We start from the raw sequence: 26,508 nt of genomic DNA on the forward strand, positions 1-26,508 counted from the left end.
GCGGGCGGCCTGCCCCCGCCGCGCCCGGGTGGCCTCCTCCGCCGCGCCCGGGTGGCCTCCTCCGCCGCGTTCGGGCGGCCTGCCGCCCCGTGCCGGTGGTGCGCGCGGTCAGCGGTGGGGGTGCAGGTGGGCGGAGAGCCAGTCCGTGACCCTGGTGACGTAGCTGACGCGGTTGGCGATGCGGCGGATCTCGTGGCCCTCGTCGTCGAACACCAACGACTCGCAGGGCAGGCCGAGCGCGGCGGCCGCCGCGATCACCTGCTCGGCCTCGTACAGCGGGACGTTGGTGTCCTGGGCCCCGTGCACCACCAGCAGGGGAGCGGTGAGGCGGTCGAGGGCGCGCAGGGGTGACAGGGCGCGGAGCAGGTGGCGGTCGGTGTCCGGGTGGCCGTACTCGCCGACCGCCGCCGCGGCGATCCACGGTTCGGTACGGGCGTAGAAGGTCGCGAAGTCGGCGATGCCGCTCACGGTCACGCCGGCCCGGAACAGGCCGGGGTGGGTGACGAGCGTGGCCAGGGTCAGGTAGCCGCCGTACGACCAGCCCATGCAGGCCAGCCTCGACGGGTCACCGGCGCCGATGCGGGCCAGCTCCGCCGCGCAGTCGGCGACGTCGTCGATGGCGTGGAAGCGCAGCTCGCGGTCGTCGGCCTGGCGGAAGGCCCGCCCGTACCCGCCGGAGCCGCGCACGTTCGGGGCGAACACCCCGATCCCGGCGGCCAGCAGGCTCTGGTAGAGCGGGTTGAACGCGGGCCGCTCCTGGTCCTCGGGCCCGCCGTGCAGGAACAGCACGTACGGCGCCGGCCCCTGCGCGTGCGGCGGCCGATAGAGCCAGGCGGCGAGCTCCAGCCCGTCGCGCGCCGGGAACCGCACCAGCTCGGCGCCGGTCGCCGTGGGCAGCCGCCCCGCGCCGGCGGCGTAGCGGTAGTGGCCCTGGCCGAGGTCGCAGAGCACGACGTGCGACGGCTCCTGCGGGCTCTCGGCGGCGAGCGCGGCCAGGGCGCCGTCCCAGCCGATGCGGGCGGAGGTGACCACGTCCGCGGGCGGGGGCGGGAGGTGCTGGAGCCGGCCGCGTTCGAGGTCCAGGACGTCCAGCTCGGAACGGCCGTGCGCGTTCCACACGAGCAGCGCGCGGCGCCCGTCGGCGCTCAGCGCGAAGCGGTCCAGCTCGGCGTCTTCCCGCTCGGCCAGCACCACGGCCTCGGCTCCCTGGTGCACGGCGAGCAGCGCGGCCCGGTCGCGACCGGCGTCCGACACCAGGTACGCGGTCCTGCCGTCGGGGGAGAGCGCCCCGTCGTCGGTGGAGCCGGGCAGTCCGGGCAGCAGGAGCCGCTCGCCGCTCGGCTCGTGCCCGCCGAGCGCCTCGGAGCGCAGGTCCACCACGTACATCCGGCGGCGGCCCCGCGGCCCGCGCCGCAGCAGCATCCTGGCGTGGTCACGGCTGATCGCCACCGGCCGCAGCAGCGGACCGGCGGCGATGACCTGCCGCCCGCCGGTGACGGCGTCCACGAGCACGGCTCTCGACACGCCGTCCGCCGACGTCTCCGTGACGAGGACCGTCTCCCCGCGCCCGGTCCAGCGCACCAGCGAGGCCGACCCGCCGTCGGGCGCGGCGACCAGCCGCAGGTCGCCGCCGTGCGGCTGAACGGTCCACACCTGCGTGTGCTCGCCGCCGCCCGGCGCGACGAGCACGGCGAGATGCGTCCCGGTCGGCGCCCAGCTCACGTCCACCACCGGCTGCGGCCCCGTGTCCACGACCCACGCCTCGCCCGTCCCCAGGAGCGGCCTGATCCACACGCGCGGCGACCCGTCGTGGTCGCTGACGAAGGCGACCGCGCTGTCGTCGGGCGCCAGAGCGGGCGCCAGGCAGCTCCACGCGGTCAGCCCGGCCACCCCCGGCAGGTACGACAGCCCGCCGAGCAGGCACCCGTCCGGATGCGGATGCTCTTGCCGAGCCAGGTGCTCCAGGCGGGGGAGCGCGAACGGGTACACCGGCCCGGCCCCGCCCACGGGCAGGCGGGGTTCGCCGGCGGGGCGGGTCATCACAGGCCGTGCGTCTGCAGCCACAGCTCCAGCAGGCCGAGCTGCCACAACGTGTTCACGCCCGTCGGCGTCCTGTCCCGTTCCGGGTCGGCGAGCAGCCGGTCCACGTAGTCGCGGCGGAACAGCTCACGCTCGCGCGCCGCCCGGCCGGTCAGCACGTCACGCACGAGGTCGAGCAGCGCCCCGTCCACGTGCCGGATCGCCGGTACGGGAAAGTACCCCTTCGGCCGGTCGATGACCTCGGCGGGCAGCAGCCGCCGGGCGGCGTCCTTGAGCACGCCCTTGCCGCCGTGGGCCAGCTTCAGCTCGGCGGGGCAGGCCGCGGCCAGCTCCACCAGCTCGTGGTCGAGGAACGGGGTGCGCGCCTCCAGTCCGTGCGCCATCGTCATGTTGTCCACCCGCTTGACCGGATCGTCCACCAGCATGGCGGTGGTCTCCAGGCGCAGCACGGCGTCCAGCGCGGTGTCCGCCCCGGGCCGGGCCAGGTGCTCGCGCACGAAGTCGCCGCTGGCGTCGTGGTCGAGCAGGCGTTCCTTGGGCAGGATCGCGGCCAGCCCATCGTGCGGCCGGTCGAAGAACGCGCGCGCGTAGACGTCGGCGGCCTGCTCGCGGGGCACGTCGGCCAGCGGCGGGAACCAGCGGTAACCGGCGAACACCTCGTCGGCCCCCTGCCCCGACTGCACCACTTTGACGTGCTCGGCGACCTCCTGCGCCAGCAGGTAGAAGGCGACGCAGTCGTGGCTGACCATCGGCTCGCTCATCGCCCGCACCGCGCCGTGCAGCCCGTCGAGCAGCCGCTCGTCCGGGATGCGGATGCGGTGGTGGTCGGTGCCGAAGCGGCGGGCGACCAGGTCGGAGTACGCGAACTCGTCGCCCCGCTCGCCGCCCGCCGCCTCGAAGCCGATGCTGAACGTGACCGGCGGCTCGTGCTCCTCCTCGGCCAGCAGCGCCACGATGACGCTGGAGTCCAGGCCGCCGGAGAGCAGCACGCCGACGGGCACGTCCGCGACCGTCCTCCTGCGTACGGCGGCGCGCAGCGCGTCCATGACGGCGTCCTGCCACTCCCGGCCGTTCAGCCCGGCCGCCTCCGGCAGCGCGCCGCGGGTGTGGGGCGGGTCCCAGTAGCGGTGGTCGGTGCGGGTGCCGTCCGCCTCGATCACCCGTACGGTCGCCGCCGGCAGCTTGCGCACCCCCGCGAGGATCGTGCGCTCGCCGGGCACCAGCGCGTGGAAGGTCATGTAGTGGTGCAGCGCCACCGGGTCGATGCCGGTGTCCACGCCGCCCCCGGCCAGCAGGGCGGGCAGCGAGGAGGCGAAGCGCAGCCGGCGGCCGTCCTCCGTGACGTACATCGGCTTGATGCCGAGCCGGTCGCGGCCCAGGATCAGGCGGCCGGTGGCGCGTTCGTACACGGCGAAGGCGAACATGCCCTTGAACCGTTCGACGCAGCGCGGCCCCCACCGGTGGAACGCCTTCATCAGCACCTCCGTGTCGGAGGTGGAGGAGAAGCGGTAACCGGCGCCGCGCAGCTCGTGCCGCAGCTCGGCGTAGTTGTACAGGCAGCCGTTGAACACCACCGTCAGCCCCAGCTCGACGTCCACCATCGGCTGGGCGCCCTTGTCCGACAGGTCGATGATCTTCAGCCGCCGGTGGCCCAGCGCGACGGGGCCGCGCGACCACAGGCCGGAGCCGTCGGGGCCGCGCGCGTGCATCGTCTCCGTCATCCGCCCGACGGCCCCGATGTCGGCCTCTTCACCGTCGAGGCGCAGCTCTCCGCTCAGTCCGCACATGGCACGCTCACGACGCCGACCGGTACGCGGGCGGATCGCCCGGACGATCCCACCCGTACGCCCTGGTCTCGGCCAGCAGCAGGTCCACCACGTCGGTCAGCCGCCCCCGCCTGGCGAACGCGCGCCGCTGCCGCTCCGCCGACGTGCCCCTGGCCAGCACCTCCTTGACCAGCACGGACACGAGCTCCGCGTCGCCCGTCTCCTCCAGCTGCGGCCGCAGGCCCTCGACCAGCCGCCTGATCACGACCGGCGCCGGGCGGGGCACGCCGCTCACCGGGTCGATCAGCTCGCCCTCCAGCCCCGAGCGGGCCGCCTGCCAGGAGGCCGCGCGTACGGCGGCGAGCTGCACGGTGCGCTCCACGCCCTGGCGGATCTCCTGCAGCTCCCTCGCGACCATCGCGCGGAACAGGCCGGTGATCAGCACGATGTCCTCGACGCGCGGGCAGGAGTCGCAGATGCGCAGCTCGACCGTGGGCACGTGCTGCGAGGGACGGATGTCGGAGTAGATCATCCCGGGGTCGGTGATGACGCCGGTGCGGATCAGCTCCTTGATCATCTCGTCGTACTCGGCGGCGGAGTCGTACTTGTCGATCGGGCCGGCCGTGGGCCAGCGTTGCCAGACCAGGCTGCGGTAGCTGGCGTACCCGGTGTCCTCGCCGTCCCAGTACGGCGAGCTGGCCGACAGTGCCAGCAGCGGCGGCACCCACGGCGTCAGCCGGTGCGCCACCGCGACGGCCAGATCGGGGTCGCGCACCTGGGCGTGCACGTGCGTGCCGCAGATGAGCTGGTCCCTGGTGAGCTGCTGGTAGTCGCTCAGCATCTGCTCGTAGCGGGGCTCCTGCGACACCTTCTGCTCGCGTCTTTCGACCAGTGGCGCGCTGCCGGCCGCGACGATGCCCAGCTCGACCGCGTCGGCCTGCTCGACCAGCCGCCGGCGCAGCTCCCCGAGGTCGCGGGCCAGGTCATCCAGCTTCATGAACGGCGCGCTGTTGGACTCCACCGTCGAACGTTGCAGCTCACGCGCGTAGCTCTCCGGAGGCAGCGACTCCAGCAGCAGGTCGGCTCGCGCGGCCAGGCGGCGGGTGGAGAGGTCGACGACGTGGAACTCCTCCTCCACCCCCACCCGAATCGCTTCCTCGTCTCCCTCCACGACCATCACCCCTTGTCCAGTGGAATCCGGTGAACCTCTCCACTCCCCACAGAAAGGGCAAATGCACCTAATTCCCCGAGGTCAAAGCTCACGGACTACCTGTCCGCGCCCGGGGCAGGGGAACCGGATGCGACCCCCGCCGTCGCCCCGCGTGCGCCGTCCGGTGATGTACCACCGGTGGGCGCGCATGACGTTCCTGCACTGGCGCTACCACCCGGACCAGGTGCAGGCACAGCTCCCCGCGGGGCTGACGGCCGAGACGTTCGACGGGTCGGCGTGGGTGGGGCTCACGCCGTTCCTCATGCGCGACGTACGGCTCCCCGGCCTGCCCGCGCTGCCCCGGCTGTCCGTGTTCCCCGAGACGAACCTGCGGACGTACGTACGCGACGAGCGCGGCCGTACCGGCATCTGGTTCCTGTCCCTGGACGCCGGTCGCCTGGCCGCCGTGCTCGGTGGGCGTGGCGGTTACGGGTTGCCGTACGCCTGGTCGGACATGTCGGTCGAGACCCGCGACGGCCGCACCCGCTACCGGTGCCGCCGGCGGCTGCCCGGCCCGTACGGCGCCCGCTGCGACGTGGACGTGACGCTCGGCCTGCCACTGCGGGAACGCGAGCGGGACGACCTGGCGCACTTCCTGACCGCCAGGTTCCGGCTGTTCAGCCTTGTGGCGGGCCGCCTGGTCACCGCCGAGGTGGAGCACCCGCCCTGGCCCCTGCACCACGCTCAGCTCGACGGCCTGGACCAGGACCTGGTACGCGCCGCGGGCCTGCCCGCTGCCGAGGGGCCGCCGCTGGTGCACGGCTCACCGGGCGTCCCGGTGCGGGTCGGCATGTGGGGCCGGTGAGGGTCAGGTGGGCTGCGGTCAGCGGGGGGTGGAGCGGAGCACGCCGAGCTCCTCGTTCATCGTGTCGAGGAAGGCGGCCACCGTGCGCAGCTCGCCGGGGCTGAACCGGCTCAGCACCCGCTCGGTGCCATGCCCCAGGGGCCGGAAGAACGCCCCGGCCAGCTCTTGGGCGGCCTCGCGATAGTGCAGATGGACCACCCGCCGGTCGTGCGCGTCGCGGACCCGGCGGATGTGCCCCGCCCGCTCCAGCCGGTCGAGGCAGGCGGTGACCGCGCCCGAGGTGAGATTGAGCTCCTCGCGCAGCTTTCCGGGCGTGATCGGGCCGAGCGAGTCGAAGATCATGATCAGCGCCTGCACGTCGGTGGTGTGCAGGCCCTGTGCCTGGGCGAACTCGTGGGCGATGCGGTTGAACTCGGCGGTCATCCGGCGCAGCCGGGTTGCGAAGGACCGCAGGTCGATCTCAGGCTCGCCGTCCCCTTCGCCGCCGTTCATGCGGACCATGCTACATTAGCTTGATAATTGAGAATCTCACTGATCGAGCTACTAGGCGTGGCGAAAGGGTGACCCCGCATGGCGCGGCGATCGATCCGCTGGCTCGTCCCGGCACTGCTGGTGCTGGCCTGGATGGCCGTGGGCGGCGGTCTCGGACCGTTCGCCGGCAAGCTCTCCGAGGTCTCCACGAACGACCAGGCCGCCTTCCTGCCCGAGAGCGCCGAGTCCACACGGGTTCTGGAGGTGCAGGAGAAGTTCCGGCAGGGAGACACGCAACCCGTCATCGTCATCTGGACCTCCGGCGGCGCCGCCGTCACCCCCGAGCAGACCGCGGCGGCCACCGAGGCGCTCGCCGCGCTGCGCGGCACGTCCGGCGTCGTCGGCGCCCCTTCGCCCGCCTTCCCCTCCGACGACGAGAAGGCGCTGCGGGGCATCGTGCAGCTCAGCCCCGACATCAGCAGCGGCGGCCTCGGCGACGTGCTGGACCGCATCCGCGAGGCCGTTCCCGTCGAGGGCCTGACCACGCAGCTCGGCGGCCCCGCCGCCACCAGGGCCGACCTGGGCGACGCCTTCTCCGGCATCGACGGCCTGCTGCTCGGCGTCGCGCTCATCACCGTCCTGGTCATCCTGCTGGCCGTCTACCGCAGCGTGCTGCTGCCGCTGGTCATCATCTCCGGCGCCGTCTTCGCGCTCGGCCTGGCCTGCGCCGTGGTCTACTTCCTGGCCGACCGCGACATCGTCCGCGTGGACGGCCAGGTGCAGGGCATCCTGTCCATCCTCGTCATCGGCGCGGCCACCGACTACGCGCTGCTGCTCACCGCCCGCTTCCGCGAGGAGCTGGCCGCCGGGCGCGACAGGTTCGCGGCCGGGCGCATCGCGCTGCGCCGCTCGATCGAGCCCATCGTGGCCAGCGCCGCCACCGTGGCGCTCGGCCTGCTCGCCCTCCTGCTCAGCAGCCTGACCAACAACCGCGCGCTCGGCCCGGTCGGCGCCATCGGCATCGCCTGCGCCGCGCTCAGCGCGCTCACCTTCCTGCCCGCCACCCTGGTCCTGCTCGGCCGGGCCGCGCTGTGGCCGGCCAAGCCGCGCCCGGCCGACGCCGGCGCGAGCGGCATCTGGGGCCGCGTGGCCCAGCTCATCGACCGCGGGCCGCGCCTGGTGTGGGCCGCGTCCGTGCTGCCGCTCGCCGCGCTCGCCCTCTTCGCGCCCCAGCTCAACGCGCGCGGCGTGCCGCTGGAGGAGACGTTCGTCAACGACGCGCCCTCCGTGGCCGCGCAGGCGGCGCTCAGCGAGCACTTCCCCGGCGGCTCCGGCCAGCCCGCGGTCATCGTCGCGCCGGAAGACCGCGCCGCCGCCGTGACGGAGCGGGCGAAGGCCGTCGACGGCGTCTTCGAGGCCGCGCCGGTCAGCGAGAGCGGCCGTCCCGGCGGCGTGGCCAAGGCGGTCGACGGCAAGGTGCTGATCGAGGCCACGCTGCGCGACGAGCCCGACAGTGACGCCGCCAAGGACACCGTCAAGCGGCTGCGCGACTCGCTGCACTCCGAGGACGGCGTGCTGGTCGGCGGCTACAGCGCCCAGCAGCTCGACACCACCGACACCGCGAAGAAGGACACGCTGCTCATCGTCCCCGTCGTGCTGGTGATCATCCTGCTCATCCTCATCGTGCTGCTGCGCTCGCTGGCCATGCCCGTGCTGCTGGTCGCCACCGTGGCGCTGAACTTCCTGGCCACGCTCGGCGTCTCCATGCTCGTCTTCGAGCACCTGTTCGGCTTCACCGGCTCCGACGCGTCGGTGCCGCTGTACGGGTTCGTCTTCCTGGTGGCCCTGGGCGTCGACTACAACATCTTCCTGATGTCCAGGGTCCGCGAGGAGACGGAGCTGCACGGGGCCCGCGAGGGCGTGCTGCGCGGCCTGGTCAGCACCGGCGGGGTGATCACCTCGGCGGGCGTGGTGCTGGCGGCCACGTTCGCCGCGCTGGTCGTGATCCCGCTGACGTTCCTCGTGCAGACCGCGTTCATCGTCGCGTTCGGCGTGCTGCTCGACACGCTCGTGGTGCGGTCGCTGCTGGTGCCGGCGCTCGTCCGTGACCTGGGCGGCCGGGCCTGGTGGCCCAGCAGACTGGGCCGCGCGCACGAGTCGCGGCCGGCCGCCGAGCTTTCACCCGCTCAGCGGCACTGACCAGCTGCGGCGGGCGTTGAGCGTGGCGGGCTCGAACCCGGCCAGCCTCTTGTAGTGCAGGGCGATCTCCTCGCGCTCCGCCCGCGGCATGACGTACTCGATGTCGGAGAAGCCCAGCGGCGCGCGCTCGTCCGCGATCTTCAGGATGACCTCGGGCCCGTCCTTCCTGTTGGCCAGCACGATCTCGCCGGTGACCGGGCGGCGCTGCTCCTCGTAGAAGGCGAGGCCCAGGTCGTTGGCCAGCGCGTACGCCAGCACCCGCGCGTCGATGACCGCCTGCGTGCCGCCGTTGGACCCCGTCGGGTACATCGGGTGCGCCGCGTCACCCAGTAACGTCACGTTCCCCTTCGACCAGTACGGCAGCGGATCCCGGTCCACCAGCGGATATTCGAGCACCTGCGCGGCCCCCACGACGAGCGCGCACACGTCGAGCTCGTCGCAGTGCCAGCCCTGCACGTGGGGCAGGACCTTGGAGACGCCGATCGGCTGGTTCCAGTCGCCCGTGGGCACGCCCTGGACGTCCGTCCTGTGCTGGACGGCCCAGTTGATGAGCTGGGTGCCGTCGTCCGACGGCGGCGCTATGGGGTAGATGACCAGCTTCTGCGTTCGGTCGCCGATCATCAGCATGGACCGGCCGGTCATGAACGGCCTGCCGTACGTGGTGCCGCGCCACAGCACGTCGCCGCCCGGCACCGGCTCGCCCTCGTCGGGGAACAACGCCCGCCGCACGTCCGACCTGATGCCGTCGGCGCCGATGAGCAGGTCGGCGTCGTGGTCGAGGTCGGTGATGCGGGAGCCGAGCACGACCGCGCCCGGGCCGAGCCGCTCGCGTACGGCGTCGAGCAGCAGGAGCAGCAGCCGGCCCCGGTGGATCGAGTATTGGGGCCAGCGGTAGCCGGCGGCGCGGCCGCGCGGCTCGGACCAGATGCGCTGCCCGCGCGGGTTGAGGAAGGTGAGGTCGGCCGTGGCCACGCCGGCCTCGGCCAGCCGGTCGCCCAGGCCGAGTTCCATGAGCTCGCGCACGGCGTGGGGCAGGAGGTTGATGCCGACGCCGAGCGGCTGGATCTCCTCCACCGCCTCGTGCACGGTCACGTCGGTGATGCCGGCGGCGTGCAGGCTGAGCGCGGCGGTGAGCCCGGCGACGCCGGCACCGGCGATGATCACGCGCATCGAGCTGGGTCCGGCCATGAACGCTCCCCGGGACACATGATCCTTGTCAGGAGCGTAAAGCGGAACCTGGAAGATCGCCATGCCCGCCGGCGGGTCAGGACGGCCGGGGGAGCCGGGTCACGGGAGGGCGGGCACGGCCGGTGGCGTGTCGGTCCAGCCGGCCTCGACCACCGTGGTCTCGTTCTTGCCGGTCAGCGGCCGGTCAGGGTCGTCGGTCGCGCTGCCGGACGACAGCAGCATCATCCGCTCGGTGTCCACGATGAACCGCTGGGTGGTCGTGTTCTCCCCTCCCGAGCGGGTGTGCACGACGGCGCTGCCGGTGCGGCCGAGCGCGTCCGTGGCCTGACCGTCGGCGCGGACGTCCGGCATCGTGAGCAGCAGCCGGTACGCGGCGGTGCGGACCTCCTTCGGGGCGGGCAGGTCGTGCAGGAGCAGGGGCAGCGCCGACGTCACCCACGAGTCCAGGCCGTTCTCCGGGACTCGGTGGACCCGGCCGGCCTGGCGCAGCCAGTCCTTCAGGCGCTCGGCGTCGGCGGGCAGGCGCTGCACCTCCTCGTACGTCAGCCGCTGCCCCGCCAGGAAGAACTGCGTCGAGGATCGGTTCGGTGAGACGTGCCCGTTGGCGGGCTGGGTGGACATCTTCACCGTCTTGCCGTCGATGGATTCGCTCCACTTGCCGGGGGAGCCGTTACGCTTCCACGCCTGCTCGTCGGCGGCGCTGATCGGCCGTGCACCCAGTTCCCTGCTGCCGGTCCAGAACCGGCCGTCACGGGTGGCCCAGCCCTCTATGATCTGCCGTTCGGTCAGCCGGTATGGGTCCGCCTTGGTGCCGAACCGCCACGGATGCTCCGACGCGTGGATGACCCGGGTGTGCCAGTAGGCGCCCTCGGGCGACCCGGCGTCGGCGGTCGAGGCGGTCATGATGCCGGCGCCCAGGGCCAGTCCGGCGGCGACAGCGGTCGCCAGGAGGCCCGCGAATCTCGTACGTCTCGTCACGCACTCCTATACGCCCCGGCCCGGCCGGAGGTTGCCCGCGAAATAATCGCCGACCGCGGGGCAACGCGACTCCCGGCCCGGGCGTATCAGAGGGCGTGACATTGGACAGACGATCGTGAACGGCGCGGAACACGACTTCGGCGCGTTCGTGGCGGCGCGCGGCACGAGCCTGCTGCGCGTGGCGTACCTCGCCTGCGGCGACGCGAGCGAGGCCGAGGACGTGCTGCAGACCGCGCTGGAGCGTACCTATCGGAACTGGGACCGAGTCCGCCACGACAGCCCCGAGCCCTACGTGCGCCGCACCATCATCAACCTCTCCATCAGCCGCGCCCGCCGCCGCGCGATCCTCAGCTTCATCCCCGTGCACACCCCGCCGGAGCGCGCGGCCCGCACGACGGACGCCGACTTGCGGCACGTCCTCATGGAGGCGCTGCGCGAGCTGCCGCCACGGCAGCGCGCGGTGGTCGTCCTGCGCTACTGGGAGGACCTCAGCGAGCAGCAGACGGCCGAGGTGCTGGGCTGCTCGACGGGGACGGTGAAGAGCCAGGCGTCGAAGGCGATGGCGAAGCTGCGTGCGGCGTTCGGCGGCGCCGACGTGGAGGGAGTGATCAGCAATGCCCACGCTTGAGAACGAGCTGCGCCGGCTCATGGCCGAGGAGACCGCGGACCTGCACGCGGCGCCCGACCTGCTGGACCGGGTAGTCGCCCGCACCAGGAGCCGGCGCAGGAGGCTCAGTGCGACCGCGGCGGCCCTGTCGGTTGCGGTGATCGCGGCCATGCCGGTCGGCTATGTGGCCGCCGGCTCGCTGGCGAACTTCCCCGACCAGGTGACGGTCACTCCCGAGCCACCGGCCATCGACGACACCCCGCCGGTGCGTTCGGATCCGCCGGACTTCGGGGATCTGGGCGACGGACGGGAGTTCGGCCACGTCAAGGTGGGCTACCTGCCCAAGCGCCTGCAGTGGAAGCACTGGTCGATTGACTACGGCGACGCCTACAGCACCAGCTACGACTACAAGGGCGACAAGAACGGCTTCTACTGCGTCCAGATCTACATGTACGAGAACGACGCCTCCTTGGAGCTGACCGACCGGATCGAGATGTACCGGAGCGAGGGGGACGGCGAGGACGTCACCGTCGGCGGCCGGGCCGGCTACCTGGTGATCCAGAACGTCGGCGAGGACGGCATGAAGGGCACGCCGACGCTGTTCGTGCAGCTCAAGGAGCGGCAGTGGGCGGAGATCTCGTTCAGCCCCACCTACGCCAAGGACCTCGAGAGCGCCACAAGGGTCGAGGCGGAGCTGCGCAAGATAGGCCAGGGGCTCAGCTCGACGCTCTGACCGCGGGCCCGCCCACCAGCCGGCGGCCGAACGCGTGGGCCGGCCGCTCGACGTACCGGTAGGACAGGGCGGCCGACCCCACCACCGTGCAGCACACCACCAGCGAATAGCCGATGCGGGTGGGCAGCGGCACCGGGCCTGGGTCGGGGACCAGCCGCCGCAGCACCTGGATGAACAGGGGGTGCAGCAGGTAGACGGAGTAGCTGATCAGCCCGAGGCGGACGAGGGGCTGCGGCATCGCGTACGAGCGGACCAGGCGGCAGGCCAGGAACGTCAGCCAGGCCGCCGCCACCGCCGCCGACCAGCTCCACCGGAACGCCATCGCCTCGTCGTCCGGCATGCCCCAGCCGGGGCCGTACCAGAAGGCGGCGGCGATGGACGCGGCCGGCACCAGCGCGATCATCCAGCGCCCCACGCCGCGCCTGAGCTGCCCGTGGTCGAGCCGGTAGAGCGCGGTGCCGGCGAACATCGTGCCCAGGATCGCCACGCTCTGCCAGGCGCCGATCCTGCTGTTGACGCACAGCAGCACGATGGCCAGCGCCCCCACGGCGGCGCCGCCGGCCAGGCGGAGACGGTGACCGCCGATGAGGACGGCGGCCAGCCCCAGCACCCCCATGCCGGTGGCGGCCACGACGGTCACCTCGACGCCGAGCGCGCTCGACAGCGCGCCCGCGGGCAGCACCCCGCCCACGAGCACGCCCGCCACCGCCACGCCGAGCACGCCGGTCGTGCGGGGGCGTCCCCGCCCGAGCAGGAAGAGTGCGGTCACCAGCAGGTAGAAGACCATCTCGTACGAGAGCGTCCAGAACACTTTGACGACGCTGGGCACCTGGAGGAAGTCCTGCATCATGGTCACGTGGGCGACGGCGCCCGTGAGCGGATGGTCGGCGACCTGGTCGGGCAGCTCCCAGTAGACCGGCACCAGCCCGAACAACGTCCCGGCCAGCGCCACGAGGATCCACAGCGGGTAGAGCCTGAACAACCGGCCCGTCCAGAACCCGGTGACGCTGCCCCGCCGCTCCAGCGAGGCCGGCACCACGTAGCCGCTGATGAGGAAGAACACCATCACGCCGTACTGGCCGAAGTCGAACCACGGGCTGACGTTGGCGCGGACCTCGGGGAAGAGCGCGTCCAGCAGGTGCTCGAAGAGCACGGCCAGCACGGCCACACCGCGCAACGCGTCGAGCCAGGTCTGCCGCCGGGCCGCCGGCCGTTCGTGCCCCTGCAGGCCGCTGCCCTTCTCGGCGGCCACGTTGGTAACCATCCCATAACGCTAAAGGGTCAAGCTGGGTGAATGCTGAGAGTCAAGACCGGATCCCTCCGCCGGGCACGCTCGTGAGATCCTCGACCGCGTCCGCCGCCCACCGGCTGACCTGTGGATTCACGGCGGCGTTCGAGGCGAGCGCGCGGAATATCGTGACGGCGGCCACAGGATCGAATGCCGCGAGTGTTTCGGCCGCCCGGAACCGCACCTCCGCGTCCGGGGTCTCACCCAGGGCGATGAGCAGACGGACGCCGGCACCCCGGTCCAGGCAGGCGAGCATGCCGGCGGCCCGGACGCGCACGACGCCGTCAGCGCCGCTCCCGGCGGCCATGGCCGTGAGCAGCGGGACGGCCTCCTGAACCGCCACGGCGGCGTCGGCGCCGTTCCCGGTGGTTGTAGCCGTGAGCAGCGGAACAGCGTCCTGGACGCCCGCGGCGGCATCGAGCCTGAGATGGCCCGGCACCGTCACGTCGGCGGCCACGCTGTGGAACGCGCGGGCGGCGGCGTCGCAGTCCAGCTTCATCAGGGCCTTCGCGGCGGCGAGCCGGCAGGAGCCGTCCAGACGGGGGTCGATGGCGAGGGCGTGCAGCACCGGCGCGGCGGCCTGCGGATGCAGCTCCATGAGTGCATCGGCCGCCCGGGACCGCAGGATCCCGGTGAGCCGGGCGTCGCCCGCCATGGCGGCGAGTGCGGCGACACCGGCCCGCCGGTCCGTCTCCGCGAGCGTCTCGGCCGCCCTGACCCGGACGATCCCCTGCGCGGTGCCGTCCTCCGCCATGGTCGCCAGCGCGGCGGCGCCGGCGCCTGGGTCCTGCGCCGCCAGCCGCTCGGCCGCCCGCAGGCGGGTCACGTCGGAGAGCGTCGTCTCCGCCGCGAGCGTGCGCAGCGCCTCGAAGGCGATCGACGGGTCCAGCGGGCCCAGCGCCCGGGCCGCCTCATAGCGGGCGGAATCGTCCACTCGCCGGTCCGCGGCCAAGGTCCGCAGCAGCCTGATGCCGGCCTCCCGGTCCAGCGCCGCCAGCTTGGTCGCCGCCTTGACGGAGACCCGGCCGGTGCCCTGCGCCAACGCCGAGAAGGCGGCGAACGCCGCCGAGGCGTCCAGCGGCTCCAGCGCCTCAGCCGCCGTGCAGCGGTGCGTAGCGCTCACGCGGGGGTCGGCGGCCAGCGTGCCGAGTGCGTCGGCGGCCGTCGTCAGGTCCAGTTCGCGCAGCCTCAGGGCGGCGTCCAGCCGGTAGGGGTCGCGCTGCTCGGCGTCGCAGGCCAGGGCGTACAGGGCCGCGACCGACGCCTGCGCATCGAGGTCCCGCAGCGAAGGGGAGGTCAGCAGGCGGTAGTAGTCGACGCCCCTTTCCACGTCGGCCAGGGCGCGGACGGCGGAGACCGCCGCCGCCTGATCCAGGTTCCGTAAGGCCAGGACGGCCTGGATCCGGGTGGCCGTCCAGGCGCTGGTGTCGGCGACCAGCGCGTGCAGCGCGGCGACGGCCGCCGCCTGGTCCAGCTTCCGGAGCGCCTGCGCCGCCGCCAGCCGCGAGCTGCCCGGCACGCGCGACTCGGCGGCCAGCGCGCGCAGGGCGGACGTGGCCGCCGCCGGGTCCAGCTCGCCGAGCTCCTTCGCCGCCGCCACCCGGAAGGCCCCTGCCATGCCGCGCTCCGCCGCCAGGTCACCGAGAGCCTGCACCGCCGCCGTCCTGTCGTGCCGGGCGAGTCTCCTGGCCGCGTCCAGCCGGATGGGCCGGCGCAGCTCCTGATCGGCGACGAGGTCACGGAGGGCTCCGACGGCGCCGGCCCGATCGAGTGCCGTGACAGCGAAGGCCGCCTGGAGGCGGGCGTGATGTCCCAGTCGCGGATCGGCCGCCATGGTGATCAGCAGGGCGCTCGCCGCGCGGACGGTCTCCGCCGCCAGCTCGGCACCCTCGCGCGCGAGCTCGGCGACGCAGGCGGCAGTACGGCGATCCGTCGCCAGCCGGTGCAGCGCGCCCGGCAGCTCCAGGTCGGTGCCGGCGCGTTGCCAGGCGAGGATGAGGAAGCGGTGATACGAGGTCGGCTCCGCCGAGGTGGGTCCGTCAAAGAGCTGCTCGAACGCGTGCTTGCTCAGCACGGCGTCCCCCGCGACGTGGCGGGCGGCCAGGAAGTCGGCGACGGTCTGGTGGACGAACGTCATGGCGGCGTCCCGTCCTGCCACCAGACCCGTCCTGTGCGTCGTCTGGACCACCAGCGCCTCCCACTCCCTGGCGGGCAGGCCGTCGGGGCGCAGCTCGGCGGCGGCGTACGTCACGGCGGTGAAGAGGTCGGTCGTGCGGCCGTCCTGCCGCTCGGCGGCCACCGCGCCGAGCGCGAGGAGCACGCGTCGCGGCAGCCCGTTGACGGCGGGCGCGGCCTGCTCGCCCAGGTGGTCGAGGCGGTTCCTCAGGTGCTGGGTGATGCTGAGCGGCGCGGCCTCGTACATGTCCTGTTCGAGCAGGTCGAGGAAGGTGTCGTAGATCCCGAACCGGTCGCGGGGGAGTGGCCGGTCGGGGCGGGCCGTGCGGATCTGGCACAGGATGGCGGCCACCAGGGGGATCCGTGCCAGGTCACCCGTCGTCGTGATCGGGGGGTGGTGCGCCTCAGCCGACCCGTACGCGCTGATCCAGCTCCGGGCCAGGTCGCTGAGCCGGGCGTCGTCGAGCCGTAACAGGTCATAGCCGATCATGTCGGGGTCGTTGTCGACGGCCTGCTGTTCCTCGTCCGACAGGTGGCGGCTGGTCAGGACGAACCGGTAAGGCCCGGCGCGGTGGGAGCGCAGCAACCGGATGACCGTCGTGCGGCGGCGGAGGTCGATGATCTCGTCGAGGCCGTCGATGAGCACCAGCCAGTGCCTGCCGGGGTAGGGCTCGCGCCAGAAGAAGTCCTCGGGCAGCGGCAGCACGTGTCGCCCCCTGAGCTGCACCTCGGTCGCCGCCTTGAGCTGGGCGGCGAACGAGCCGGGCTGGGTGAGGTAGGAGGCGGGCACGTAGAGCGGGGCGGCGGACGGCGGCCAGTGAGCGCCGGGTGACCGGGTGAGCCAGCGATCCGCCAGCGTGATCAGCGCCATGCGGAGCAGGCTGGACTTGCCCGAGCCTGGGCCGCCGAGGAACACCCTGGTCCCTCCGTCGTGGCCGATGAGCTCCTCGGCGGACTGCGGCTCGTCGTACACCGCCTTCTCGACCATCGGGCGCTCGCGCGCGCCGGGGTCGGGCAGTGGGTGGTGTCGCCTGACCTGCCGGCGGATGTAGACGTCCGGCAGCGGCGGCAGCATCGCCCCTGGCAGCACGCCCGGATAGGGGTGCTCGGCGGCGGCGTCGCGAGCCGCCGCGAGGTAGGAGTTCAGCAGCGTCAGGTCAGGCGCCTGGGGAGAGCGGACCGGCCGGGAGGCACGTTCCTCCCTCGCCTGATTCCAACGGGCCTCGCAGTCCCTGCGTCGCTCCCGCCACCACGGGGAGGCGGATGGCGGCACACGGCCCGCGTCGTCACCGGTGTACCGCAGCAGTTGCGCGACCAGGCTCCACAGCACCTCGACGTTGGACGGCACCGCGCCCCGCGTGAACCAGTCGGCGACCTGGGAGGTCGTCAGCCGTACCCCGGACTCGCCGCTATTGGCCTCCTCGATGACCCTGGCCCTGCTGTAGCCGGGCACGGCCCGCTTGGCACGCTCTTCCAGCCCCCGGAGGTACGCCTGGAGCGGTGCCGGCTCCGGTCGAGACGCCATGCCACCTCCTCCTGTTCAGGCGAGCCCGTCCGGCGCGTCCGGTCCTGGCGCGGCATGAGGGCTGCGTGACCTGCCCTTCTCCGCTGCCGATCCGGTCCGTCCGCTCTGTCTGGCGAGTGCTCGTGCCACTGCTCTTTCCTTGAGCCCGTCCCACCTCAAAGGAGGAGAAGATCGGTGAATGACCCATTAGTCATGATCGCTATGGTTGCTGCGGTTATCGTGCTGATTATTGCGGTGACCGCGATCATCATTGTGCGATTCGCCCTCGACGGAACCGCGTCGACCGACCGCGCTCGGGTCCTGAACGGCGTCGCCCAGATAATCCGCGCCATCCGGGGTCGGAGATAGGGAGATCAGGTGGAAAGTCGTTCGGTACTGACAGGTGCGGGCAGCAGCTTCCCGAACGGCACGTTCCGCAGGACGCGCAGCCTTTCCCTGGCCTGCGGATGACCCCGGTCGGCCGCGAGGCGGTAGTAGAACCCGGCGATGTCCCGCTTGGCCGGGCCCTCCCCCTCGTAGGCCAGGCCGTAGTTGTAGGACTGCTGAGCCGCGTACATCACCGGATGCGGGTCCTTGTCGAACGCTTCGGCGTCGGGGTGGCGCTTCCTGAGGGCGTCATGGAGCCAGAAGCGGGCCTGCGCGTGCTCGCCCAGCAGCAGGTGGATGATCGCCAGCCGGTACGTGCACTCGACGTCACCCTCGGAGGCCAGCCGCACCAGCCGGGCGACGGTCCTCGTCGTACGCCGCTCGGCTTCGTCGGCCGGCGTCCGGTACAGGTCGAACGAGCCGATGGCGGGCACCCGCGGCTGCTCCGACCGGGCGGCGAGCCAGCGCTCCTGCCACTGCTGTACGGTGCCGAGCGCCTCGGCCGGCAGGCCGGTCAGCTCGGCGTGGCGGTGACAAACCATGACGAAGGAGGCGACGAGCCCCCAGTCGGGGAGGCGCTCGCGCTTGCCCTTGAGTATGTCGTTGAGCGTGCTCGGGGGCAGTTCCTTGGGCATGCCCTCCGTTTGCGACAGCCGGTGCATCTGGGAATAGCTCGGCTGGCCGGCCGATTCCCGCAGCGCTATGAGCGCGGCTATGAAAGCTGATTGGGCTCCTGCCCGGGAAGTGTCAGTCATCGTCCTTGATGAGGTCGTAGGTCGTGCGGTGACGCCATATTTGCAGAAAGAGTCTCGTATACAGCGGTACTTCCGAGATTCCATCTCATCCGGTTTCGATCGTCACTTTAGGCACGTCACGGACCATTGATCTCATCAGTGATGCATGCCTCAATGAAGTGATCTTTCCGGATGAATCCGGAAAGATACGGATGACTTCGGATGGAAGCGGATCGCAGCAAGCACGGCGGGCCTGTGACCAGGTGTCATGCCGGGGGCACGGGGCATGAGGGGAGGGCGGGGGCATCTCGGGGGGTGGAGGTGAGCGAGCAGGAGCGCGACGACGGCGCGTACGGTGCGGACCTGGGGCCGCTGGGTGCCGAGAGCGTCCAGCGCATGCGGGCGGGGCTGCGTCAGATCCAGGAGCTGCACGGCCGGATGGAGCGGCTGCTCGACGCGATCCTGGCGATCAGCTCCGAGCTGGAGCTGAACCAGGCGCTGCGCACCGTCGTGGAGGTCTCGGCCGACCTGGTGGACGCCCGCTACGGCGCGCTCGGGGTGCTGGACGAGCGGGGGCAGTTCACCGACCTGGTCACCTACGGGGTGCCCGACGAGGTGGCCGACGCGATCGGCCGCATGCCCACCGCCCACGGCCTGCTGGCCGAACTGGTCTCCCGGCCCCGCCCGATGCGGATCGACGACGTGACCACGCACCCCTCCTTCCGCGGCTACCCCGCCTCACACCCGATCATGAAGTCCCTGCTGGGCGTGCCCGTCCTGGTACGCGGCACCGTCTACGGCAACATGTACTTCGCCGACAAGCGCGGCGGCGGCCCGTTCACCGGCGACGACGAGCGGCTCATCGCGGCCCTCGCCAGCGCGGCCGGCGTGGCCATCGAGAACGCCCGCCTGTACGAGCGCATCCGCCGCAGCGCCGAGACCTTCCAGCGCAGCCTGCTCCCCGAGCTGCCCGACATGAACGGCCTGCGGGCGTGCGCCCGCTACCGCCCCTCCACCGCGGTCCCGCCGATCGGCGGCGACTGGTACGACGTCGTCATGCTGCCCGACGGCGTGGCGTGCCTGGTGGTGGGCGACGTGATGGGTCACGACGTGCGCTCGGCGGTCGTCATGAGCCAGATCAGCAACATGCTCCGGGTGATCGCGTACGAGCTGTGCCGGCCGCCGTCCCGCATCCTCGCCCGCCTGGACGAGGTGCTGCACAGCCTGCACGGCGGGCCGATGGCGACGGTGCTGGTGGCCCGCCTGGAGGAGCGCGGCGACGCGGAGTGGCTGCTGGGCTGGTCCAGCGCGGGCCATCCGCCGCCGCTGCTGGTCACCGACGACGGCGCGGCCTTCTACCTGCGGGCGGAGGCCGGTCACCCGCTCGGCGTCGCCCCCGATCTGCCGCGTCCCGACCATGAGCAGGTCGTCCCGGCCGGCTCGAACCTGATCTTCTACACCGACGGCCTGGTGGAGGAGCCGCCTGAGGGGATCGACGCGGGCATGGCCGACCTCGCGCGCGCCGCCGCCGAGCTGCGCGACCTGCCGCTGGAGGAGATGTGCGACCGGCTGCTCGCGCACCGCGGCGAGCGGTTCAGCGACGACGTCGCCCTGCTCGCCGTGCGGGTGGCCGCGCCCGCGGCCCTGCGGTCATGAGCCGGGACGGCGCTCGCGCAGGATGAGGAAGACCGCCATCGAGCCCAGCGCCCACACCGCGAGCACGAGGAACGGCATCAGCCGCTGGTGGCCGCCGAAGTAGACGGCGGTGTGCTGGGCGTTGACCGAGGCGCCGGGCGGCAGCCAGCGGCCGATGGCGCCGAGCGGCGAGGGCAGCAGCGGCCACGACACCGCGCCGCCCGACGACGGGTTGCCGAGCAGCACCATCAGTCCCCAGGTCGGCAGCATGGCCCAGCGTCCGACGAGGGTGTTGAACATGGTGAACACCATGCCCGACGCGAACATGGTCAGCGCCAGGATGAACCACGACTCCGTGATCGGCAGGTCGAGCGCGCCGAGCACCCAGTCGACGATGGCGACGATGGCCAGCGCGCCGAGCGCCGAGTACGTGATGACGGCCGCGATGCGCTGCCAGGGCGTCAGCCCGCCCGCGTGCACGTTGAGCTGGACGGCGCCGATGAACCCCATGACCACCGCGGCCAGCGTGATGTAGAACAGCGCCAGGCCGCGCGGGTCGCCGCGCTGCAGCGGCTTGATGTCGCGCACGGTCAGCCGGACCCCGATGCGCGCCGCCGCCACGGGCGCGGCCTGGGTGAGCACCTGCGCGACCGACGCGCCCGCGGCGCCGGAGACGTCGAGCCTGACGTCCGAGCCGCGCACCACGAGGATCCCGAAGACGCGCTGCTCCTCGACCAGTTGCCGGGCGTGCGCCGGTGACGGCTGGTAGATCAGCGCGAGCGAGGCGTTGAGCTCCCGTTCCAGGCCGGCGGCGAACGCCCTGCCGCGCACGGTCTCGTGGCTCACCCCGACCACCGCGACCGGGATCCGATGCGGGGTGGGGTTGGCCATGGCGTACGTGTAGGAGCCCGCGAACAGCCCGGCGCCGGCCGAGACGATGAGGATGAGCACGGCGGCCGGCCCGTACGGCGACTCCTTGAGAGCCTCCCAGCGGTGGCGCAACCGTTCGTGCATGCCCTCACGCTAGGCACGCGCGGCCCGCCGCCCCGGCGGTGACACGCGCCCCTTGTGCAGGTTTGGTCCTCCGGCGGCGTAGGCTCGCGCGGTGAACGAGCCAGAACCTCTGACCGACGACCTGCTGGAGATCGCCGACGCGCTGGTGCCGGGCGCGCCGCTGGACCGGGCGCGGCGCGGTCCCGGCGGGGTGCACGACGTGGTGCTGCTGCCGGGCGTGGCGGCGGTACGCGTCTCCCGCCGCCCGCTCGGCGCGGCGCAGATGCCGCGCGGGGCCGAGATCCTGCGCGCGGTCCGGGCGGCCGGGCCGCCCTTCGAGGTGCCTGAGCCGCTGACGCCGGTGACCGACTTCGGCGAGCGCAGGGCCGTGGCGGTCTCCTGGATCGACGGTACGGGGCTGCCGGAGGGCCAGGGGGATCCCGGGCAGATCGCCGGGCTGCTGGCGGCTTTGCGCGAGCTGCCGGTGACGGAGGCGCTGCGCGGGCTGCTGCCCGCGCCCAGGGCGCACGACGGGCACTGGGCGCGCGTGCTGGAGCACGAGGTGCTGCCCCGGCTGCCGGAACGGCTGCGGCCCGAGGCGGAGCGCAGGCTGGCGGCGGCGCTGGAGCTGGAGACGGTGCCCGACGTGCTGGTGCACGGCGACCTGGCCGGCGACAATGTGCACTGGGCGCAGGACGGCACGCTGGTCGGGGTGCTCGACTGGGACCGGGCGCAGCTGTTCGACCCGGCGATCGACGCCGCGTTCATGGGCTGGCACGGCTGGGAGAACGTGCGGGCGGCCGTGGACGCCGACACCTGTCGCCGGGCCAGGGTCTGGGACCGGTTGTTCGGGGTGAACATCCTCTGCGCGGTGTTCACCATCGGCGGTGACCCGCTGCCCCTTCCGGACAGTTACGCCCGGCACATCGCGGCCTGGATGGAGGCGGAGACGGGCGCGGTCCGGTAGTCGCTTTACGTAGTGATATCGCCGTCAAGGCACCGTGAAATTGCGAAATATGCCCTGGTTTGTGGTGATTTCCGGCCTAGCCTGAACACGAAGGGAGCAAAGCTACGGGGGAGGGACGACCATGGCTGGAGGTCCCGGATTCGAGCAAGGGGGCGGCTGCGGCCGACGCGGCTGGCGATGCCGCTGGCGGAGGCGCCGCTGGCGCTGGAGGAGAAGGCGCTGGTGGGGCTGGGGCGGCCCGTGGGGAGGCGGCGGCTGGGGCTGGTGACGGCTCCTGACCGTACGAACGATCATGATCGTCCCGGGCCTGGGGGTCCCGGCACGGTCATGACCGCTCGACCCCGGCGCACCACACCCGCAGCACGTTGCGCGTGGCGGTGATGTCGGCGAGCGGGTCGCCGTCGATGAGCAGCAGGTCGGCCCGCATGCCCGGCGCGACGACGCCGCGGTCGGCCAGCCCGAAGTGGCGGGCGGGCAGCGAGGTGGCGGCCCTGAGCGCGGCCGCCGTACCGAGCCCGGCCTCGACGAGCAGCGCCAGCTCGTCGTGCAGGCTTCTCCCGTACGGGACGGCGAGCGCGTCGCCCAGTTCGTCGTTGGCGTCGGTGCCGGCCAGGACCGGGACCCCGGCCCTGTGCAGGGCCACGACCGTGGCCTGCGCGGCGGCGAAGCCCTCGGGCCGGCCGGAGAGGCTCGCGATGGCCCGCATCATCGTCAGCGTGGGGACGGCGACGCGCGTCCGCTCCACGTCGGGCTCGCCGGCCGGGATGCCCAGCGGGGCATGAGTCACCACGTCGGCGCCCGCGTCGATCGCCATCGTGTAGGCGCCGGAGGTGGCCGCGTGTGCGACGACCTGCCTGCCGTGCCGGTGCGCCGCCTCGACCAGCGCCCGCGCGACCTGCACTCCCGGTCCGCCCTGGCCGGGCGCCTCCAGGATGACCTTGATGTAGTCGGATCCCTCCGCGACCCGCGCCGCGACCCACTCCTCGGCGGCGTCCGGATCGGTCACGACGGCCTCCTCGGGCAGGCCGAGCAGCTTGGCGTGCCGCCCGCCGGGCCCGATGGCCGGCAGCCCGGCACTGCGCAGGTCCGTGGTGCCCGACGCGCGCCGCAGGGAATCCGGCAGCTCCGGTGGCCATGAGGCCATGTCGAGCGCCGTGGTCACACCGTGACGGGCCAGCACGTCCAGCGTTTCCCGCCTCCGTACGTGAACGTGCGCGTCGATCAGGCCCGGCAGGAGGACTGCGCCGCGCGCGTCGACGACCCTCCCGCCACCCGGCCCGCCCTCGATCAGCCCGTCGCGCACGGTCATGGTCACCGGCGCGGTCAGCTCCCGCCCGTCGAAGACCCGCACATCGACCACCGAGAACGCTTCGCTCATGTCCACCCCTATAAGAGACAGTTTTGTCCTCTAAGAGAGTGTACGGCGACGTCCGCTATAACCGGAGGGGTGACCTTCCGTCCTGGCACCGAGCCGTCCACGCGGCGGCGGGGGAGTGAGCTGACCAGGGCCGTCTACCAGGCGGCCTTCGAGGCGCTCGCCGAGCAGGGGTTCGGTGCGCTCGCGTTCGACAAGCTCGCGCCGCGCGCCGGCACCGGCAAGTCGGTGCTGTACCGGCGCTGGTCCTCGCCGGACGAGCTGCTGCTCGCCGCACTCCGTGACCCGGTCGTCGGGTTCGGCGAGCAGCACGTCCCTGACACCGGGTCGCTGCGCGGCGATCTGCTGGAGCTGCTGAACAGGTTCGCCGCCGTCCTGTCCGAGCCGCGGGGGCGGGCGCTGCACCAGCTGCTGAACGATCGCGGGCGGCCGCCCCGGCTGGCCGCGGCGGTCAAGGAGCTGGTGATCGTCCCGCATCGGGACACCCTGCTCGGCTGCCTCAGGGCCGCCGCCGAGCGGGGCGAGGCCGACCCGGCGCGCGTGACCCCGCTGGTGGCCTCGGTGGGGCCGCGCATGCTCCTCGGCGAGTCGGCCGACAAGGGGTTCGCGACCGCCGAGGACGTCGTCACGCTCGTGGACGAGATCCTGCTCCCCCTGGCGGCCCCTCGCTGAGCGGCCGGCGGCGGGCCCTCGGCTCAAGGGCCCGCCGCCTCCCCCCGTCCGGCCGCGGCGGAAGGGCACCAGGCGGCGCGGCCGGCCGGGGTGTCTTGAGGCGGGTGGTTCGCCGTGGGTGGTTCGCGGCGGGTGGTTCGCGGCGGGTGGTTCGCGGCGGGCGTCAGCCGGTGCGGCAGGAGACCGAGGGCCAGGTCCAGTTGCCGCCGTGCTGGACGGTGAAGCCGAAGGTGTTGCCGTTGCCGTTCGGCCGCATCGTCATCACGCGCCCGCTGGAGTCCCAGGACGGGCTGCCGTTCCACGTGGCGATGACGCGCTGCGGCGAGTTCAGCGTCACCGTGACGATCCACGAGCTCGACCCCGACGCCGTCACCGACAGGTTGAACCGGTCGCCCCACTGCTGGCCCGGCGTGATGGTGGCGGTGCAGGAGCCGCCGGGCGGCGGGGTGGTGGGGCCACCGCCGCCGTCGGGGGCGACGGCACGGCCGGTGCTGGGGGAGATCATGCCGGCGCACAGGTTGCGGCTGCGCAGGTTCGCGGCGATCTGGGGGACGGCGGCCAGGGTGGTGGCGTACTGGTCGTGCATGAGGATGACCTGGCCGTTCTGCAGGCGGCCCGCGGCCTGGACGATCTGGGCGGTGCTCGCGCCGTTCCAGTCCTGGGAGTCGACGTCCCACAGCACCTCGGTGAGGCCGAGCTGCTGCTCGATGGACCTGACCGTGCCGTTGGTCTCCCCGTACGGCGGCCGGAACAGCCGCGGCGCGCTGCCCGTGACCTGCTGGATGACCTGCTGGGTGCGCTGCAGCTCAGAGGTGATCTGCGAGCTGCCGAGCTGCGTCAGGTGGGGGTGCGACCAGCTGTGGTTGCCGATCCACATGCCCGCGTCGCGCTGCGCCCTGACCAGGCTCTGGTTGTTCTGGGCGTTCTGGCCGGTGTTGAACATGGTGGCGCGCAGGCCGTTCGAGGTCAGGGCGTTGAGCAGGTTGAGCGTGTTGCCGGGGTTGGGCCCGTCGTCGTACGTCAGCCCGACGTACCCGGCGCTGCAGTCCGCCGCGGCGGCGTGGCGTTGGGCCGCGACGGCTGAGGTGGCGGTGACGGCGAGGCAGGTGGCGAGGATCGCACCTAAGAGCGCGGTGACGAGCGCGCTGCGGCGTTTCCGGTCGATCATGCTGATCCCTTTGATCGTCTGAGGGGGCTGCACCTGCGGTCATTGTGAGAACGACACCGAAATGTGTCAACGTCTGACAGAAATGTTTCGGACATGCGTCGGTAATACGGCGGGCAGCAAATGCTCTCACATGCCTTTATGGCGGCCGATAATTATCGGATCCATGAAAGCTTCTATCACGGCCGCGGCAGGTCTCGGTCAACGGCGGGCCCCTAGTCGGTCACGGCCGCAAGCGGGCAGACGCCGGTGGGTATATTCGGCAGGAGAGGGCGTTTTATGCGTCTTTTTCAGCTTCTGTCGCAATGTCGCGGGCAGGGGGGTGATCAGGAAGGCCGTCGAGAACCGTACGCCCGTCACCTTCTGAAGAGGGAGAGTTCCCCATGCCCGGCAACAAGGGAGTCGTGTACGAAGGCCCAGGAAAGGTCGAGGTCCACGAACTCGACTATCCCGATTTCGAGCTGAAGGACGGTCCCGGCGTCAACCCGGGCAACGTCGGGCGCAAGCTGCCCCACGCCGCCGTCGTCAAGACCGTCGCCACCAACATCTGCGGCAGCGACCAGCACATGGTCAGGGGCCGTACGACCGCGCCCCAGGGCCTCGTGCTCGGCCACGAGATCACCGGCGAGGTCGTCGAGACGGGCCCCGGTGTGGAGTTCATCAAGGTCGGTGACCTCGTGTCCGTGCCGTTCAACATCTCCTGCGGCCGGTGCCGCAACTGCAAGGAGGGCAAGACCGGCATCTGCGAGCACGTGAACCCGGACCGGCCCGGTTCAGCGTACGGGTACGTCGACATGGGCGGCTGGATCGGCGGGCAGGCGCAGTACGCGCTGGTGCCGTACGCGGACTGGAACCTGCTGAAGTTCCCCGACAAGGACCGGGCGATGGAGAAGATCCTCGACCTGGCCATGCTCTCGGACATCTTCCCGACCGGCTACCACGGCTGCGTGACCGCCGGCGTGCAGCCCGGCTCGACCGTCTACATCGCCGGCGCCGGCCCGGTCGGACTGGCCGCCGCCGCGTCCGCGCTGCTGCTCGGAGCCGCCGTCGTCATCGTCGGCGACCTCAACAAGCAGCGCCTTGAGCAGGCGCGCAGCTTCGGCTGCGAGACCGTGGACGTCTCGCGGGGCGAGCCCAAGGACCAGATCGAGCAGATCCTCGGCGAGCCCGAGGTGGACTGCGCCGTGGACGCGGTCGGCTTCGAGGCGCGCGGCCACGGCCGGGAGGCGCAGACGGAGCACCCGGCGACCGTGCTCAACACGCTGATGGACGTCACCAGGGCGGGCGGCGCGCTCGGCATTCCCGGCCTGTACGTGACCGGCGACCCGGGCGCCGCCGACGAGGCCGCCAAGCAGGGGTCGCTGTCGATCAGGATCGGGCTCGGCTGGGCCAAGTCGCACAGCTTCACCACGGGGCAGTGCCCGGTCATGCGCTACAACCGCCAGCTCATGCAGGCGATCCTGCACGACCGCGTGCAGATCGCCAAGGCCGTCAACGCGACGCCGATCCCGCTGGACGAGGCGCCGCGCGGCTACCAGGAGTTCGACGAGGGCGCGGCCCGCAAGTACGTCCTCGACCCGAACGGCTACCTCGGCGCCGCCGCCTAGTTCCGGAGG

Annotated in this window: 20 protein-coding genes; 8 read left to right on the top strand and 12 right to left on the bottom strand. The window is 72.4% G+C overall.

The features are described 5' to 3' along the window. Window positions 1-108 precede the first annotated feature (108 nt). From AB0K18_RS11230 to AB0K18_RS11240, 3 genes are read right to left on the bottom strand one after another with little or no spacing between them, the layout of a single operon-like run. Entirely contained in the window at window positions 109-2,040 is a 1,932-nt protein-coding gene (locus AB0K18_RS11230; RefSeq protein ID WP_364913611.1) for an alpha/beta fold hydrolase, read from the bottom strand. Beyond that, window positions 2,040-3,827: an N-acetylglutaminylglutamine amidotransferase gene (locus tag AB0K18_RS11235; RefSeq protein WP_364913189.1), complete on the bottom strand. Its 1,788-nt coding sequence runs from the start codon at window positions 3,825-3,827 to the stop codon at window positions 2,040-2,042. The genes AB0K18_RS11230 and AB0K18_RS11235 overlap by 1 nt, the downstream gene beginning before the upstream one ends. A gap of 7 nt (window positions 3,828-3,834) precedes the next feature. Then, entirely contained in the window at window positions 3,835-4,977 is a 1,143-nt protein-coding gene (locus tag AB0K18_RS11240; RefSeq protein ID WP_364913192.1) for a glutamate--cysteine ligase, read from the bottom strand. 127 nt (window positions 4,978-5,104) lie between these two features. On the opposite strand from AB0K18_RS11240, the gene AB0K18_RS11245 reads away from it, so the two are divergent. Then, window positions 5,105-5,821, top strand: coding sequence for a DUF2071 domain-containing protein (locus AB0K18_RS11245; RefSeq protein WP_364913195.1), 717 nt, complete (start codon window positions 5,105-5,107; stop codon window positions 5,819-5,821). 18 nt (window positions 5,822-5,839) lie between these two features. Here AB0K18_RS11245 and AB0K18_RS11250 read toward each other — a convergent pair whose 3' ends face one another. Continuing rightward, complete coding sequence (locus AB0K18_RS11250; protein WP_364913197.1) at window positions 5,840-6,313, bottom strand: MarR family transcriptional regulator; 474 nt, start codon at window positions 6,311-6,313, stop codon at window positions 5,840-5,842. Between the two features lie 78 nt (window positions 6,314-6,391). On the opposite strand from AB0K18_RS11250, the gene AB0K18_RS11255 reads away from it, so the two are divergent. Continuing rightward, window positions 6,392-8,491 carry an MMPL family transporter gene (locus AB0K18_RS11255; protein WP_364913200.1) on the top strand — a complete coding sequence of 700 codons (2,100 nt, stop codon included), beginning with the start codon at window positions 6,392-6,394 and terminating at the stop codon, window positions 8,489-8,491. Here AB0K18_RS11255 and AB0K18_RS11260 read toward each other — a convergent pair. Both AB0K18_RS11260 and AB0K18_RS11265 read right to left on the bottom strand, forming a co-directional pair. Then, window positions 8,471-9,679: a flavin-dependent oxidoreductase gene (locus tag AB0K18_RS11260; protein ID WP_364913203.1), complete on the bottom strand. Its 1,209-nt coding sequence runs from the start codon at window positions 9,677-9,679 to the stop codon at window positions 8,471-8,473. The two genes, AB0K18_RS11255 and AB0K18_RS11260, sit on opposite strands and share 21 nt — an antisense overlap. Window positions 9,680-9,778: 99 nt before the next feature. Then, window positions 9,779-10,657, bottom strand: coding sequence for a hypothetical protein (locus tag AB0K18_RS11265; protein WP_364913205.1), 879 nt, complete (start codon window positions 10,655-10,657; stop codon window positions 9,779-9,781). 115 nt (window positions 10,658-10,772) lie between these two features. On the opposite strand from AB0K18_RS11265, the gene AB0K18_RS11270 reads away from it, so the two are divergent. After that, a complete protein-coding gene (locus AB0K18_RS11270) occupies window positions 10,773-11,285 on the top strand; it encodes a SigE family RNA polymerase sigma factor (protein ID WP_364913207.1) in 513 nt (170 codons plus the stop codon). Next, complete coding sequence (locus AB0K18_RS11275) at window positions 11,272-11,997, top strand: hypothetical protein (protein WP_364913210.1); 726 nt, start codon at window positions 11,272-11,274, stop codon at window positions 11,995-11,997. Before AB0K18_RS11270 ends, AB0K18_RS11275 begins: the two co-directional genes overlap by 14 nt. Here AB0K18_RS11275 and AB0K18_RS11280 read toward each other — a convergent pair. The 3 genes from AB0K18_RS11280 to AB0K18_RS11290 form a co-directional block, all read right to left on the bottom strand. Further along, window positions 11,981-13,261, bottom strand: coding sequence for an acyltransferase (locus AB0K18_RS11280; protein WP_364913213.1), 1,281 nt, complete (start codon window positions 13,259-13,261; stop codon window positions 11,981-11,983). The genes AB0K18_RS11275 and AB0K18_RS11280 overlap by 17 nt on opposite strands. Before the next feature lie 40 nt (window positions 13,262-13,301). Beyond that, the gene (locus AB0K18_RS11285) at window positions 13,302-16,985 is read right to left on the bottom strand and encodes a hypothetical protein (protein ID WP_364913216.1); all 3,684 of its coding nucleotides are present in this window, start codon (window positions 16,983-16,985) and stop codon (window positions 13,302-13,304) included. A gap of 353 nt (window positions 16,986-17,338) precedes the next feature. Next, window positions 17,339-17,986 carry a hypothetical protein gene (locus AB0K18_RS11290; protein WP_364913218.1) on the bottom strand — a complete coding sequence of 216 codons (648 nt, stop codon included), beginning with the start codon at window positions 17,984-17,986 and terminating at the stop codon, window positions 17,339-17,341. 420 nt (window positions 17,987-18,406) lie between these two features. Between AB0K18_RS11290 and AB0K18_RS11295 the strand changes: the two genes are divergently transcribed. Continuing rightward, window positions 18,407-19,741 (top strand): GAF domain-containing SpoIIE family protein phosphatase, encoded by a 1,335-nt coding sequence (locus AB0K18_RS11295; RefSeq protein ID WP_364913221.1) that lies wholly within the window; start codon window positions 18,407-18,409, stop codon window positions 19,739-19,741. Here AB0K18_RS11295 and AB0K18_RS11300 read toward each other — a convergent pair. Then, window positions 19,736-20,734, bottom strand: a complete 999-nt coding sequence (locus AB0K18_RS11300; RefSeq protein ID WP_364913223.1) for an ABC transporter permease — start codon at window positions 20,732-20,734, stop codon at window positions 19,736-19,738. The two genes, AB0K18_RS11295 and AB0K18_RS11300, sit on opposite strands and share 6 nt — an antisense overlap. 91 nt (window positions 20,735-20,825) lie before the next feature. Between AB0K18_RS11300 and AB0K18_RS11305 the strand changes: the two genes are divergently transcribed. After that, entirely contained in the window at window positions 20,826-21,680 is an 855-nt protein-coding gene (locus AB0K18_RS11305; protein ID WP_364913226.1) for an aminoglycoside phosphotransferase family protein, read from the top strand. A gap of 325 nt (window positions 21,681-22,005) precedes the next feature. Here the strand turns inward: AB0K18_RS11305 and AB0K18_RS11310 are convergent, their stop codons facing one another. After that, a complete protein-coding gene (locus AB0K18_RS11310; protein WP_364913228.1) occupies window positions 22,006-23,058 on the bottom strand; it encodes an amidohydrolase family protein in 1,053 nt (350 codons plus the stop codon). 69 nt (window positions 23,059-23,127) lie between these two features. Between AB0K18_RS11310 and AB0K18_RS11315 the strand changes: the two genes are divergently transcribed. Beyond that, the gene (locus tag AB0K18_RS11315; protein WP_364913232.1) at window positions 23,128-23,727 is read left to right on the top strand and encodes a TetR/AcrR family transcriptional regulator; all 600 of its coding nucleotides are present in this window, start codon (window positions 23,128-23,130) and stop codon (window positions 23,725-23,727) included. Window positions 23,728-23,890: 163 nt separating this feature from the next. On the opposite strand, the gene AB0K18_RS11320 is transcribed toward AB0K18_RS11315, so the two are convergent. Beyond that, window positions 23,891-24,895 carry a polysaccharide deacetylase family protein gene (locus AB0K18_RS11320; protein ID WP_364913235.1) on the bottom strand — a complete coding sequence of 335 codons (1,005 nt, stop codon included), beginning with the start codon at window positions 24,893-24,895 and terminating at the stop codon, window positions 23,891-23,893. Window positions 24,896-25,275: 380 nt separating this feature from the next. Here AB0K18_RS11320 and fdhA point away from each other — a divergent pair, with 380 nt between their 5' ends. Next, on the top strand, window positions 25,276-26,499 hold the full coding sequence (gene fdhA, locus AB0K18_RS11325) for a formaldehyde dehydrogenase, glutathione-independent (RefSeq protein WP_364913238.1): 1,224 nt from the start codon (window positions 25,276-25,278) through the stop codon (window positions 26,497-26,499). Window positions 26,500-26,508: the final 9 nt, after the last annotated feature.

The sequence above is a fragment of the Nonomuraea sp. NPDC049421 genome, from assembly GCF_040677005.1.
Classification (GTDB): Bacteria; Actinomycetota; Actinomycetes; order Streptosporangiales; family Streptosporangiaceae; genus Nonomuraea; species Nonomuraea salmonea.

Bases quoted from the DNA above. Each gene is read 5' to 3' on its own strand.
- AB0K18_RS11310 (WP_364913228.1), bottom strand. From the start codon at position 23,058: ATGAGCGAAGCGTTCTCGGTGGTCGATGTGCGGGTCTTCGACGGGCGG.
- AB0K18_RS11245 (WP_364913195.1), top strand. From the start codon at position 5,105: ATGCGACCCCCGCCGTCGCCCCGCGTGCGCCGTCCGGTGATGTACCAC.
- AB0K18_RS11260 (WP_364913203.1), bottom strand. From the start codon at position 9,679: ATGGCCGGACCCAGCTCGATGCGCGTGATCATCGCCGGTGCCGGCGTC.
- fdhA (WP_364913238.1), top strand. From the start codon at position 25,276: ATGCCCGGCAACAAGGGAGTCGTGTACGAAGGCCCAGGAAAGGTCGAG.
- AB0K18_RS11275 (WP_364913210.1), top strand. From the start codon at position 11,272: ATGCCCACGCTTGAGAACGAGCTGCGCCGGCTCATGGCCGAGGAGACC.
- AB0K18_RS11300 (WP_364913223.1), bottom strand. From the start codon at position 20,734: ATGCACGAACGGTTGCGCCACCGCTGGGAGGCTCTCAAGGAGTCGCCG.
- AB0K18_RS11250 (WP_364913197.1), bottom strand. From the start codon at position 6,313: ATGAACGGCGGCGAAGGGGACGGCGAGCCTGAGATCGACCTGCGGTCC.
- AB0K18_RS11230 (WP_364913611.1), bottom strand. From the start codon at position 2,040: ATGACCCGCCCCGCCGGCGAACCCCGCCTGCCCGTGGGCGGGGCCGGG.
- AB0K18_RS11235 (WP_364913189.1), bottom strand. From the start codon at position 3,827: ATGTGCGGACTGAGCGGAGAGCTGCGCCTCGACGGTGAAGAGGCCGAC.
- AB0K18_RS11320 (WP_364913235.1), bottom strand. From the start codon at position 24,895: ATGATCGACCGGAAACGCCGCAGCGCGCTCGTCACCGCGCTCTTAGGT.
- AB0K18_RS11280 (WP_364913213.1), bottom strand. From the start codon at position 13,261: ATGGTTACCAACGTGGCCGCCGAGAAGGGCAGCGGCCTGCAGGGGCAC.
- AB0K18_RS11285 (WP_364913216.1), bottom strand. From the start codon at position 16,985: ATGGCGTCTCGACCGGAGCCGGCACCGCTCCAGGCGTACCTCCGGGGG.
- AB0K18_RS11255 (WP_364913200.1), top strand. From the start codon at position 6,392: ATGGCGCGGCGATCGATCCGCTGGCTCGTCCCGGCACTGCTGGTGCTG.
- AB0K18_RS11290 (WP_364913218.1), bottom strand. From the start codon at position 17,986: ATGCCCAAGGAACTGCCCCCGAGCACGCTCAACGACATACTCAAGGGC.